This is a genomic window from Streptomyces sp. NPDC058145 (assembly GCF_042884245.1).
Classification (GTDB): Bacteria; Actinomycetota; Actinomycetes; order Streptomycetales; family Streptomycetaceae; genus Streptomyces.
Map to the genome: position 1 here is coordinate 540649 of NZ_JBHVUH010000001.1, position 13343 is coordinate 553991.

The 13343-nt window shown below is 71.3% G+C and carries 9 protein-coding genes; 3 read left to right on the forward strand and 6 right to left on the reverse strand.

Going from position 1 to position 13343, the window contains the following annotated elements:
* Nucleotides 1–87 precede the first annotated feature (87 nt).
* Genes ACFVVO_RS02550 through ACFVVO_RS02560 form a run of 3 tightly spaced genes read right to left on the reverse strand, consistent with a single transcriptional unit; the run spans nt 88 to nt 6095 of the window.
* Complete coding sequence (locus tag ACFVVO_RS02550) at nt 88–309, reverse strand: MbtH family protein (protein ID WP_390051119.1); 222 nt, start codon at nt 307–309, stop codon at nt 88–90.
* Nucleotides 306–4103, reverse strand: a complete 3798-nt coding sequence (locus tag ACFVVO_RS02555; RefSeq protein ID WP_390051120.1) for an amino acid adenylation domain-containing protein — start codon at nt 4101–4103, stop codon at nt 306–308. Before ACFVVO_RS02555 ends, ACFVVO_RS02550 begins: the two co-directional genes overlap by 4 nt.
* Before the next feature lie 9 nt (nt 4104–4112).
* Nucleotides 4113–6095 (reverse strand): carbamoyltransferase C-terminal domain-containing protein, encoded by a 1983-nt coding sequence (locus tag ACFVVO_RS02560; protein ID WP_390051121.1) that lies wholly within the window; start codon nt 6093–6095, stop codon nt 4113–4115.
* Nucleotides 6096–6676: 581 nt separating this feature from the next.
* On the opposite strand from ACFVVO_RS02560, the gene ACFVVO_RS02565 reads away from it, so the two are divergent.
* Nucleotides 6677–6838: a DUF255 domain-containing protein gene (locus ACFVVO_RS02565; RefSeq protein ID WP_390051122.1), complete on the forward strand. Its 162-nt coding sequence runs from the start codon at nt 6677–6679 to the stop codon at nt 6836–6838.
* Between the two features lie 16 nt (nt 6839–6854).
* Nucleotides 6855–8723 (forward strand): thioredoxin domain-containing protein, encoded by a 1869-nt coding sequence (locus tag ACFVVO_RS02570; RefSeq protein WP_390051123.1) that lies wholly within the window; start codon nt 6855–6857, stop codon nt 8721–8723.
* 13 nt (nt 8724–8736) lie between these two features.
* Here the strand turns inward: ACFVVO_RS02570 and ACFVVO_RS02575 are convergent, their stop codons facing one another.
* The 3 genes from ACFVVO_RS02575 to ACFVVO_RS02585 all read right to left on the reverse strand — a co-directional run bounded on the left by ACFVVO_RS02575 (nt 8737) and on the right by ACFVVO_RS02585 (nt 11110).
* On the reverse strand, nt 8737–9468 hold the full coding sequence (locus tag ACFVVO_RS02575) for a Mut7-C RNAse domain-containing protein (RefSeq protein ID WP_390051124.1): 732 nt from the start codon (nt 9466–9468) through the stop codon (nt 8737–8739).
* A gap of 34 nt (nt 9469–9502) precedes the next feature.
* Nucleotides 9503–10144, reverse strand: a complete 642-nt coding sequence (locus tag ACFVVO_RS02580) for a TetR/AcrR family transcriptional regulator (protein WP_390051125.1) — start codon at nt 10142–10144, stop codon at nt 9503–9505.
* A 252-nt stretch (nt 10145–10396) separates the two neighbouring features.
* Nucleotides 10397–11110 (reverse strand): hemolysin III family protein, encoded by a 714-nt coding sequence (locus tag ACFVVO_RS02585; protein WP_390051126.1) that lies wholly within the window; start codon nt 11108–11110, stop codon nt 10397–10399.
* 278 nt (nt 11111–11388) lie between these two features.
* Here ACFVVO_RS02585 and ACFVVO_RS02590 point away from each other — a divergent pair, with 278 nt between their 5' ends.
* On the forward strand, nt 11389–13221 hold the full coding sequence (locus tag ACFVVO_RS02590; protein WP_390051127.1) for a phosphoenolpyruvate carboxykinase (GTP): 1833 nt from the start codon (nt 11389–11391) through the stop codon (nt 13219–13221).
* Nucleotides 13222–13343: the final 122 nt, after the last annotated feature.

Below are 13343 nucleotides of genomic sequence, written 5' to 3' on the forward strand. Positions count from 1 at the left end.
GCCGACGGGCCGGCCGCAGGACGCGATGGTGTGTGCCACGCGTCGTGCGGCCGGCCCGGGCCTTCTCCGTGAGACGCACCCGCCGGCTCAGCCGGCCCGGTCGGCGTCCGTCGCCAGAGCGAGGCTGCGCGGACGCATGTCCGTCCAGTCCTGCTCGATCAGCGCCAGGCACGCCTGGCGGCCGTCCGGACCGTGCACGGCGGTCCAGCCGGCCGGCACCTCGATGGACTCGGGCCACAGCGAGTACTGGCCCTCCTCGTTCCGCAGCACGAAGAACACGCCGTCCTCGTTGTCGAACGGATTGGTCATGTCATGCCTCCTGGCGTGAGTGGGATGAGAAGTCCGGCGAGCGCGGCGGGAGTCGGCTGCTGGAACAGAGCGCCGAGGGTGATCTGCGCACCGAGCCGCTCGCCGATGAGGTTGAGCAGGCGCAGGGCCAGCAGCGAATGCCCGCCCAGGTCGAAGAACCCGTCGTCGGGCCCGACCGCCTCCTGCCCGAGCACCTCGGCGAAGAGGGCGCACAGGGCCTCCTCGGCGGGCCCCGACGGCGCCCGGCCCGACGACGGCCCTGCCTCCGGGACGGGCAGCGCCCGCACGTCGGCCTTGCCGTTCGGCGAGAGCGGCAGGCTGTCCAGCACGAGGACCCCGGACGGCACCATGTACTCCGGCAGCCGCGCCCGTACGAACTCGCGCAGTTCCCGCGCCAGCTGCTCGGCGCGCCTGGCACCCAGCGGATCGTTCGCCAGGTCCCGGCCGAGGTCCGGGTGCCCGGCCCCGTCCGCCGCCGTCGCCGGGTCGGGGCCGGCCGTGACGACCACGTCGAAGACGCCGTCCCCCTGGACCAGCTCCACCGAGGCGGCCCTGGGCCACCGGCCGGCGAGCTCCGTGAAGTAACCCGGGCTGATGGCGAGTTCGCCGTCCGCCGCCTTCTCCGGTACGTCCGTGACGACGAGGACACCGCCGTCGCGGAGCGCGCCCAGCGCCTGTCCGATGACGCCGTCCGCGTAGGCCAGCGACGGGCAGTGCCGGAGCACGGAGTCGATCACGACCGCCCCGAAGGACCGGTCGCGGAAGCCGCGGAAGTCCGTCGCCTCCCGGTGCAGCAGCGTCGGACGGGTCCCGCTGCTGAGGTCCGGCGCGGACCTCAGCAGGTCGATCGCCGACGAGGAGAAGTCCGTCGCCACGTACTGGCCGCACGAGGGCGACAGCTCCCGCAGCAGCGCTCCGCCGCCGCAGCCGATCTCCAGCAGCCGGTCCGGGCGCAGCGGCGCGATCCGGTCCAGGGCGGTGCGGTTCGCCGGCCGGCAGGCTCCGCCGTCCCGGTGGGCCTCGTCGAAGAACCGCTGCCGTTCGGCGACGTGCTCCGCGGCCGTCAGCGGGTCGCCCGCCGCCCAGTCGGCCCGCGCCCGCTCGGCGGGGACGACGTAGGCGTACATACGGTGGTCGCCGTGCCCGTCCTCGCGGACCGTGACGGCGGCCTGCCCGACCGCCGGATGTTCGGCGAGCGTCGCCTCCACCTCGCCGAGCTCGACCCGGAAACCGCGCAGTTTGACCTGGTCGTCCAGCCGGCCGAGGAACTCGATGTTCCCGTCCGGCAGGAAGCGGGCCAGGTCGCCGGTCCGGTAGAGCCGCGAGCCGTCGGCGCCGAACGGGTCGGCGACGAACCGCGACGCGGTGAGCCCCGGACGGCCGAGATAGCCGCGGGCCACGTTGGTACCGCCGACGTAGATCTCACCGGCCACCCCGACCGGCACCGGGCGCAGCAGGGCGTCCAGCACGTACAGCCGCGTGTTGTCGACGGGCCGGCCGATCGGCAGCGCGGCGGTGACGTCACCGGCGCAGCGGAAGAAGGAGGCGTTGACCGTGGTCTCGGTGGGACCGAAGACGTTGAACAGCTCGCGCCCCTTCGCCCACCGGTTCACGACGGCCGGGGTGGCGGCCTCGCCGCCGATGAGGATGGTCTCCAGGTGCGGCAGCTCGGTCTCCGACAGCGTCGCCAGCACCGACGGCACGAGCGCGACCTGGGTGATCTCCCGCTCGGCGAGCAGACCGGACAGCTCCCCGCCGAGCAGGTGCCGGGGCGCGACCACCAGTTCGCCGCCGCTGATCCAGGTGATCCAGATCTCCGACACCGAGGCGTCGAAGCAGATCGACGCCACCTGCAGGACGCGGGAGTGCGGTCCGAGGCCGAACTCCCGGCTCTGGAAACGGATCATGCTGGTCACACCCCGGTGCGGGACCTCGACGCCCTTGGGGCGGCCGGTCGAACCCGAGGTGTAGATGACGTAGGCGAGGCTGTCCGGGTGCGTTCCGGGACCGAGATCGTGCGCCGGCCAGGACCGGTCCGCGTCCGCGTCGAGGTGGACGACCTCGGCGTCACCGGCGCCGACGTCGAGTCCGCGCTGCACGACCACGAACGGGCAGCGGGCGTCCTCGAGCATGTAGGCGATGCGCTCGGCCGGGTACTCCGGGTCGAGCGGCAGGTAGGCGCCGCCGGCCTTCAGGACGGCGAGCATGCCCACCATCAGGTCCAGCCCGCGTTCCGCGCACAGCCCCACGACCACCTCGGGGCCGACACCGGCCGAGCGCAGCCGCCGGGCGAACCGGTTCGCCCGCGCGTTCAGCTCCGCGTACGTCAGCGCGCTGTCCTGGTACGACACCGCGATCGCCCGCGGGGTCCGCGCGGCCTGCTCCTCGAAGAGCCGCACCACGGTCCGGTCCGGGAACTCCCGCTCCGTCCCGTTCCACTCGACGAGCTGACGGCGGCCCTCCTCGCCGGTGAGCAGCGGCAGCTCCGACATCCGGACACCGGCGCCCACCCGGTCCAGGAGATGCACGAAGTGCCGTGCGAACCGCTCCATCGTCGGGTGGTCGAAGAGGTCGGCCGCGTAGACGAGTTCGCCCGAGAGCCCGTCGGGGGTCTCCCAGCAGCACATCTCCACATCGAGGTGGATCGTGGCCCCGTGGTCGCCGAACGGCGCGGACTCGAGGCCCGGCAGATCGAGTGAGCGCCCCGTGTGCTTCTCCTGGAGAAGCTGGAAGCCGATCTGGGTCAGCGGGTTCCGGCTGGTGTCCCGCGACGGATGGAGCTCCTCCACCAGCCGCTCGAACGGCAGGTCCTGGTGGTCGAACGCGTCGAGCGACACCGCGCGCACCCGCTCCACCAGCTCGCCGAACGTCGGATCGCCCGAGCAGTCCACCCGCGTCACGAGGTTGTTGACGAAGAAGCCGACGAGATCCTCGAGCTCGGCCTGGTCCCGGCCCGCGACCGGCACGCCGACCACGATGTCGGTGCCGCCGGTGTACCCGGCCAGCACGGCGTCGAACGCGGCCAGCAGCACCATGAACAGCGTGGCATGGCGCTCCGTGCCGATCGCCCGCAGCCGCTGCGCCACCTCGGCGGGCACCTCGAACGGGACCACCCCCGCCGTGTGGCTGGGCATCGGGGGCCGCGGGCGGTCGGCCGGGAGCTCCAGCACGGCGGGCATGCCGAGCAGGCGCTCCCGCCAGTGCTCCAGCCGCTCGGTCAGCACCTCACCGGACAGGTGGGACCGCTGCCAGTCGGCGTAGTCCGCGTACTGGATCTCCAGCGGCGGCAGCGGGGACGGCCGCCCCGAGCCGAACGCGCGGTAGAGCGCGCTCAGCTCGGACTGCAGGACGCCCAGCGACCAGCCGTCACCGGCGATGTGGTGCAGGGTCACCAGCAGCACGTGGTCGGCCTCGGCGAGACGCACCAGCCGTACCCGCAGCACCCTCCCCCTCGCCAGGTCGAAGGGCTCGCGCGCCTCCTCGGCCGCCAGCCGGTGGGCCTCCGCGACCGGGTCCTCCGCCCGCCCCGCGTCCTCCACGTCCAGGGTCACCGCGTACGGCGGGTCGATCACCTGGCGCGGTGCTCTGCCGTCGTCCGTGAACCTGGTCCGCAGGGCCTCGTGGCGGGCCACGATCTCGGTGAGCGCGCGTTCCAGCGCGCGCACGTCGAGCGCCCCGGTCAGCCGGTGCGCGAACGCGAGGTTGTAGAAGGGGTTGCCGGGCATGAGCCGGTCGAAGAACCACAGCCGCTGCTGAGCGAAGGACAGCGGCCCGGCCACGGAGAGATCACCCATCGGTTCGGCTCACCCCCCGGAGGTGTCCGGCGAGTACTGCGGCAGCGGGAACACCGGGCGGCTCGCCTGCGGGAGCCCGGCCCAGCGCAGCAGCCCGTGCCGTCGCATGTCGAGGGCCAGGTCGACCAGTTCCTCGACGTCCGCGCCCAGTTCGTCCGCGATCCGCCGCATGGAACGGGTGCCGTCCGCGAGACCGAGGACGCCCTCCCACTCGGGCCTCACCGTCACCGCCGCGCGCTGCTCACCGGTGGCAGGCAGCCCGACGGAGCCGCGGGAGCCCGCCGCCTGGAGCCGTTCGGGGCGCAGGGCGGTGAGGTCCGGCGCGGTGACCTCGAGACCGCCGATGAACAGCCGGTCGAGCCGCGATCCGTACAGGCAGTCCATCGCCTCGTCGGGGTGCTCCACGATCGGCATGCCCCGCAGGTTGAACGAGGTGTTGAGGACCATCGGCAGGCCGGTCCGGTCCTCGAACGCCTCGATCAGCGCGCGGAACGCTCCCGGGTTGTCCTCGGCGACGGTCTGCACGCGGCAGGTGCCGTCGATGTGCACGACCTCGCTCACGAGCTCCCGCTGCGCCTCGAGGACCGGGCACACCATGAGCATGAACGGGCTCTCGGCGGCGGGCATGTCGAACCATTTGCCGGCGCGCTCGGTGAGCACGGAGCCGGCGAAGGGGCGGAAGCCCTCGCGGAACTTGACCCGGGCGTTCAGCCGGTCCTTCATCCCGGGCATGCCCGGGTGGCACAGGATCGACCGGGCGCCGAGCGAACGCGGCCCGAACTCGGCCCGGTCCTGGAACCAGCCGATGATGTCGCCCCGGGCGATCGCGTCGGCCGCGGCGGAGGCGATCGCCTCGGTGCCCTCGTGCGTACGGGTCTCGAGTCCCCAGCGGTCCGCCACGGCCTGGATGTCGGTGCCGGTCACCCGCGGCGGGCCGAGGTAGACGTGCCGCATCGGCGGGGTGGCCTGGGCGGGCAGCCCCATCAGGTTGTGGTACGCGTAGAGCGCCGCGCCGGCCGCGTTGCCGTCGTCGGTCGCCGCCGGGAAGACGAACATCCGCTCGACGTCGGTCTCGCGCATGATGCGGGTGTTCAGGCTCGAGTTCAGGAACGAGCCGCCGCACGTCACCAGCGAGCGGGTGCCGCCGATCGCCAGCACGTGCCGGGTCACGTGCAGCACGGCCTCCTCGAACTCCGCCTGGAGCTGGGCCGCGAGGTCGAAGTGGAACTGCTCGTAGGGCGCCCGGGGCGGGCGCGGGACCAGCCGGAGCTCGTCGCCCTCGCGGACGGCGACGCCGAGTTCGACGAGGGACTCGGCGGCCCGGTCGAAGCGCAGTCCGCCGTCGGGCGCGAGCTCGTAGAACATGTTGTCGTCGCTGAGCCGCTTGCCGTACGAGGCGAGGCCCATGGTCTTGCCCGCGTCGTCGTACGTGGTGCCGGCCTCGCGGAAGCCCAGCGCGAGCGTGACCACGCGGTAGATCTCACCGACGCCGGACAGCGCCGCGGGGGTCCAGATATCGCCGTCGCGGCGGTAGCCGGCGATGCGGTCGGCGTCCCGTACGACGCGCAGCAGGATCTCGGGCGTCTGGCCGGTGCGGAAGGTGAACGCCGTCTCCCGCTCGCGGCCGCCGCCGGCGATCCGGGAACCGTAGGAGTCCATGACCAGGGCCGCGGCCTCGTCGAAGCCCGACGAGTAGAAGGCGGCGGCCGCGTGGGCCAGGTGGTGGCCGGGGTGCGGCAGGGCGAGGCAGCGTTCCTGCGGAGCGACCAGCCCAAGCACGCTGAGCAGCTTGGCCTCGTCCCGCTGGTCGCGGGACTCGGTCGAGGTCGCTATCCAGCCGTCGATCTCGCCGGCGGTGAGACCCGCGACGGAGAGGATCTCGTTGGTCAGGTCGGACATGGCCGCCGCGTAGGCGTGCAACGGGACGGTGCCGCGCTTGACGCGGGTGGTGCGCTCGAGGGCCAGCGCGAAGCGAATCACACCGTCTTCCACCAAGCACACACTGCTGTCATGGCTCAGATTGAAGCCAATAACGCGCGTAGAAATAGCTACCCCCAAGGAAAACGGTGCAATAGCATCAGAGCGTCGAAGCATCAAGGGCATTCCCGTCGAGGCGGAACACCGTCGGAAGAATCTCTAATGCGGTCTCGGACATTGAGACGACCACGAACTCGCCTGAGCGTAGTCCAAAGTGACCCCCTGTCAACCATGAATGTTGCCGTATTTGGCGGGCGTATGTCTGATTCGTCGCGGTGTGACTCGGCCGGACGTCGCGACCGCATCCGGCTTGATTTGGTTGACAGTTGCCGTCTCACCATGCAAGATCAAGTCACTGGATCTGTAAGCAGGCGACACGGGGGTGGCCGGCGCGACCATACGGGAAATGCGGACATGTGCGGTCCGCATTACATCTGCCTTCACGTACGAATTCGCCGGCCCGGACGCCCGGGCCTAATTCGAGTTTCCCTTTTTCGGCACGCCTCTGATCGCCCGCCCGGTGCGGCGGAAAATCACCCCGGGATCCCGGCCCCGCGTGCTGGGCCGAGCGGCCCCGGTCGTGCGACGATGCTGGTATGAATCGACTGGCTCACTCCCAGTCGCCGTATCTCCTCCAGCACGCCGGCAATCCAGTGGATTGGTGGCCATGGGGAGAGGAGGCGATGCAAGAAGCCAAGAGGCGCGACGTTCCCATCCTTCTTTCGGTGGGCTACTCGTCGTGCCACTTAGCCTGCTGATCACTGGTGCCATGTCATGGCCGGTGAATCGTTCGAGGACCAGGCCACGGCCGACTACCTCAACGAGCACTACGTCAGCATCAAGGTCGACCGCGAGGAACGCCCCGACGTCGACGCCGTATATATGGAAGCCGTCCAGGCGGCCACCGGTCAGGGCGGCTGGCCCATGACCGTTTTCCTCACCCCGGACGCCGAACCCTTCTACTTCGGCACCTACTTCCCGCCCGAGCCCCGGCACGGCATGCCCTCCTTCCGGCAGGTGCTGCAGGGCGTCCAGCAGGCCTGGGCCGACCGGCGGAGCGAGGTGGGCGAGGTCGCGCGGAAGATCGTGCGGGACCTCTCCCAGCGGGAGCTGGGCCACCAGGCCACCGAGCCGCCCGGAGAGCAGGAACTCGCCCAGGCGCTGCTCGCGCTCACCCGGGAGTACGACCCGCAGCGCGGCGGATTCGGCGGGGCGCCGAAGTTCCCGCCGTCGATGGTGCTGGAGTTCCTGCTGCGGCACCACGCGCGCACCGGCGCCGAGGGCGCCCTGCAGATGGTGTCCGACACCTGTGAGCGGATGGCCCGGGGAGGGATCTACGACCAGCTCGGCGGTGGCTTCGCCCGCTACTCCGTCGACCGCGACTGGGTCGTGCCCCACTTCGAGAAGATGCTGTACGACAACGCCCTGCTGTGCCGGGTGTACGCGCACCTGTGGCGGGCGACCGGCTCCGAGCTCGCCCGGCGGGTCGCACTGGAGACCGCCGACTTCATGGTCCGTGAACTGCGCACGGACGAGGGCGGGTTCGCCTCGGCCCTCGACGCGGACAGCGAAGACCGAACGGGGCGCCATGTGGAGGGCGCCTACTACGTCTGGACGCCGCAGGAGCTGAGCGAGGCCCTCGGCGGGGAAGCCGAACTCGCCGCCCGGTACTTCGGGGTGACGGAGGAGGGCACCTTTGAACAGGGCCGGTCGGTGCTGCAACTGCCGCGGACCGAGGGCGTCTTCGACGCGGAGCAGGTGGCGTCCGTCAAGGAGCGCCTGCTGGCACGGCGGGCGCTGCGGCCCGCCCCCGGCCGGGACGACAAGGTCGTCGCCGCCTGGAACGGGCTCGCGATCGCCGCGCTCGCCGAGACCGGCGCCTACTTCCACCGGCCCGACCTCGTCCGGGCCGCCGTCGCGGCCGCCGATCTCCTGGTCCGGGTGCACCTGGACGAGCACGCCCACCTCGCCCGGACCAGCCGGGACGGCCGGGTGGGGCCCAACGCCGGGGTGCTGGAGGACTACGCCGACGTCGCCGAGGGCTTCCTCGCGCTCGCGTCCGTGACCGGGGAGGGCGTGTGGCTGGACTTCGCCGGGCTGCTCCTCGACCAGGTGCCGGTACGCTTCGGCGACCCCACCGGCGGCGCCCTGTACGACACCGCCGCCGACGCCGAGCAGCTCATCCGCCGGCCGCAGGACCCCACCGACAACGCCACCCCCTCCGGGTGGAGCGCCGCGGCGGGCGCCCTGCTGAGCTACGCCGCCCACACGGGCTCCGAGGCCCACCGCACCGCCGCCGAGCGGGCGCTGGGCGTAGTGAGGGCGCTGGGCCCGCGGGTGCCCCGGTTCATCGGCTGGGGTCTCGCCGTCGCCGAGGCACTGCTCGACGGGCCCCGGGAAGTGGCGGTCGTCGGCCCTTCCCTCACCGACGAGGCGACAACGGCCCTGCACCGCACGGCACTTCTCGGCACCGCGCCGGGCGCGGTGGTCGCGGCCGGGCCCCCCGGCGGCGAGGAGTTCCCGCTGCTCGCCGACCGTCCGCTCGTGGACGGCCGGCCGGCTGCCTACGTCTGCCGGAACTTCACCTGCGACGCCCCGACGACGGATCCGGAGCGGCTGGGCCGGGCGCTGAACACCACCTGAGCGGCGGGCGGCGTCAGCCCTGCCCGCTGAACTCCGCCAGGGCGCGCTCCACGATGGCCTCGAGCTGGTCGTGGTGCGCGCCCTTCCAGTAGGCGCGGCCGCAGTCGCCGCACCGGGCGAAGACGTCGTAGGTGTGCCGGGTGCCGTGCTCGAGCTGGTCGGCGACCTCCTCCTTGGTGGCCTCGGCCAGCAGGCCGTTGCAGGCGGTGCAGCGGGTCCAGGGGCGCAGTTCGGGGGCGAAGCGCTCGAGGACGTCGCGGAGCTGGTCCTCGGGACGGGTGCTGTAGACGTACGCTCCGGCCCACAGTTCGCGGCGGCGCAGCAGGCCCCGGTCCCGGCTGAGCATGACCCGCTTCTCGGCGGCCGAGCGTGCGGCCAGCGCCGGGTCGCCGATGTCGGTCGACTCGTACGCCGTGTCCACGCCGAGCAGGCGCAGCCGGCGGGCGAGGGTGCCGAGGTGGACGTCGAGGAGGAAGCGGAGCGGGGCGCCGGGGACCCGCTGGGGGCGTACGACGGAGCGGACCTCCACCGAGTCGCCCGCGACGGGAACGTACGAGGCCGGCACCTCACGGCCGTCGACCCACAGGGCTCCGACCTCGGTCAGCGGGACGCCCGCCGACTCGACGACGTGGCCGAGGGTCGAGACGCCGTCGGTGACGAGGGCGGTGGATCCCCGGCGCCGTCCGCTCGGGACGAACAGGGCCAGGCCGGGGGCGAACTCGACGTGGATCTCGGGACCGTTCACCCGGCCAGGATGTCACGCCGCGGGGTGCCGGGGCTCAGGGATTTCCGGTGGGCAGACCGTGCTCCAGGACGTCCAGGGCGCGCCGCACGAGGTCGCGCAGATCGCCCTCGAAGTCGTTCTCCGCCCAGGCCATGTAGGCCTCCATCATGCCGCCGACCAGGGACATCGCGTAGACGCGCACTTCCAGGCCGTCCGGGTCGAGACCGGCCCGCTCGGCGAGGGCGCCGCGCAGCAGCCGTCCGGTCTCCGACATGCTCTCCACCATCCGGGAGCGGACGGCGGGGACCTGGACGCCGAGGTGCGCCCGCATCCGCAGCACCTCGGGGTCCTCCCGCGTCATCGCGTCGATGGCCTTGTCCATCACGTACCGCAGCGAGTCCATCCACGACTCGCCGGCCGGCCGGGATCGCAACTCCCGCACCATCAGCGGGTCGTACTCGTCCGTGAGGACGATGTCCTCCTTGGTCGGGAAGTACCGGAAGACGGTCGACGGCGACACCTCGGCCCGCTCGGCGATCTGCTCGATCGTCGTGGCGTCGTACCCCTGCTCCTTCACCAGCGCGTACGTCGCGGAGCGGATCGCCTCGCGGGTCTTGATCTTCTTGCGTTCACGCAGGCCCGGCCGGGGGCGGTCGGCGGGGGAGAGGGGGGAGGGTGCTGCCGTCATGCGGGTCATTGTCCGGCATCCGGCCCGGGGGAGACCATCTCCGGAGCGGCACGCGAGGGGCCGCGCGCGGGGTGGCAGGGTGGCCGACCGGCGAAGGCGAGGACCCGCATGGGTGTCGTCGCCGGGGACGGCCATGCCGGTGACAGTAGTAGCAGTGAAATGACAGTGACTATCGAATTAGGCTGTCAGTCAGTAGGTACATCCGGGCATACGGAGATGGCCACGGCTGACGAGCCGTGGCCATGGGGTGCGCGCGGGCGCTTACGCGTGCTGGTACGCCACCAGGGAGATGCCGACGTAGTGGACGACGAAGGCGGCGAGGGTGAAGGAGTGGAAGACCTCGTGGAAGCCGAACCAGCGCGGTGAGGGGTTCGGCCGCTTGATGCCGTAGACCACGCCCCCGGCGCTGTACAGCAGGCCGCCGACGATGACCAGCACCAGGACGGCGACGCCACCGCTGTGCATGAAGTCGGGCAGGAAGAAGACGGCCGCCCAGCCCATGGCGATGTAGCAGGGCGTGTAGAGCCAGCGCGGGGCGCCGACCCAGAAGACGCGGAAGACGATGCCCGCTGCGGCCGCGGCCCAGATGCCCCACAGCAGCCACCGGCCCTTGGCGCCCGGCAGGAGCAGCATGGTCAGCGGTGTGTAGGTGCCCGCGATGATCAGGAAGATGTTGGCGTGGTCCAGGCGGCGCAGGACGCCGTCCATCCGCGGGCTCCAGTTGCCCCGGTGGTAGAGCGCGCTGACGCCGAAGAGCAGGCATGCCGTCAGGGCGTAGATGCCGCAGGCGAGCCGGCCTCTGCCGGAGTCGGCGAGGGCGGTGAGCGCGAGGCCCGCGACGAGCACGGCCGGGAACATTCCGAGGTGCAGCCAGCCGCGCAGCCTGGGCTTGACCGGGTGTGGCAGGGAGAGCGCCACGGGACCGCGGCCGGCGGCCGGCGTGTCATGGGGCGCGTCGGGGACGGGCGCAGTCATGCGGGGCATCGTACCTACGGTCCCGTAAGTCGCGTGTCAGGGCACCCCCATGAGGACCCCAACGCAAAAGGTCCTTCTGCCGAACTTCATGTGCACGCAAAGAATCGCGGTAACCGTGGCGTTCCTCACGTTGCTCACCTGTGATGCCCTCTGGACAGATGGGCACTAGAATCGGATGATCAAATGAGTGCGGTCGGCACCGGATGAGCGGCTACGAAGCGTCCGGGTCGAGGCCCCCACGGGGCGACAAGACAAAAATCCCTCATTTAGGAGCAATCGTGGCGCGCGACATCGCGGCTCCCACCGGCGTCCCCACCAACCACCAGGAACTGATCTCGTGGGTGAACGAGATCGTCGAACTGACGCAGCCGGACAGTGTGGTCTGGTGTGACGGATCCGAGGCCGAGTACGAGCGGCTGTGCGAGGAGCTCGTCCAGAGGGGCACCTTCCGCAAGCTCGACCCGATCAAGCGCCCCAACTCCTACTACGCGGCCTCCGACCCCACCGACGTCGCGCGCGTCGAGGACCGGACCTTCATCTGCTCCGCCAAGGAGGAGGACGCCGGCCCGACCAACCACTGGAAGGCCCCGTCCGAGATGCGGGAGATCTTCCAGGGCTCCGGTGGCCAGGGCGGAGTCTTCCGCGGCTCGATGAAGGGCCGGACGATGTACGTCGTCCCGTTCTGCATGGGCCCGCTGGGCTCCCCGCTCTCCGCGATCGGCGTCGAGATCACCGACTCCGCCTACGTCGCGGTCTCCATGCGCACCATGACCCGCATGGGACAGCCGGTCCTCGACGAGCTCGGCGAGAGCGGCTTCTTCGTCAAGGCCGTGCACACCGTCGGCGCCCCGCTGGAGCAGGGCCAGGAGGACGTCCCCTGGCCGTGCAACTCCACCAAGTACATCTCCCACTTCCCCGAGGACCGCGAGATCTGGTCCTACGGCTCCGGCTACGGCGGCAACGCCCTGCTCGGCAAGAAGTGCTACGCGCTGCGCATCGCCTCCGTCATGGCCCGCGACGAGGGCTGGCTGGCCGAGCACATGCTGATCCTCAAGCTCACCCCGCCGCAGGGTGAGTCCAAGTACGTCGCCGCCGCCTTCCCGAGCGCCTGCGGCAAGACCAACCTCGCCATGCTGGAGCCGACGGTCTCCGGCTGGACCGTGGAGACCATCGGCGACGACATCGCCTGGATGCGCTTCGGCGAGGACGGCCGGCTGTACGCGATCAACCCCGAGGCCGGCTTCTTCGGCGTCGCCCCCGGCACCGGCGAGCACACCAACGCCAACGCGATGAAGACGCTGTGGGGCAACTCGGTCTTCACCAACGTGGCGCTGACGGACGACAACGACGTGTGGTGGGAGGGGATGACGGAGGAGACCCCGGGGCACCTCACCGACTGGAAGGGCAACTCCTGGACCCCCGGGTCCGGTACGCCCGCCGCCCACCCCAACGCCCGTTTCACCACCCCGGCCGCGCAGTGCCCGATCATCGCGCCGGAGTGGGAGGACCCCAGGGGCGTGCCGATCTCGGCTATCCTCTTCGGCGGCCGCCGGGCCAGTGCGGTGCCGCTGGTGACGGAGTCCTTCGACTGGAACCACGGTGTCTTCCTGGGCGCCAACGTGGCCTCCGAGAAGACCGCCGCCGCCGAGGGCAAGGTCGGCGAGCTGCGCCGCGACCCGTTCGCCATGCTGCCGTTCTGCGGCTACAACATGGGTGACTACATGGGTCACTGGGTCGACGTGGCCAAGGACAAGGACCAGTCCAAGCTGCCGAAGATCTACTACGTCAACTGGTTCCGCAAGAACGACGAGGGCAAGTTCGTCTGGCCGGGCTTCGGCGAGAACAGCCGCGTCCTGAAGTGGATCGTGGACCGGCTGGACGGCAGGGCCGAGGGCGTCGAGACCCCGATCGGCATCCTGCCGACCAAGGAGGCGCTGGACACCAAGGGCCTCGACCTGTCCGACGCCGACCTGGACTTCCTGCTCACGGTCGACAAGGAGGTCTGGCGCGAGGAGGCCGCCCTGGTCCCCGAGCACCTCAACACCTTCGGCGACCACACCCCGAAGGAACTGTGGGACCAGTACCGCGCGCTGGTGCATCGCCTGGGCTGAGACCCGCACCCCATGACTCCACGGCCGGTCCGGATGCCCTGACCAGCGATCGTCACGGCCGGCCGTGGTGACAACCCCGACGGGCCCCGCACAAAGGTGTGCGGGGCCCGTCGCGCGCCCCC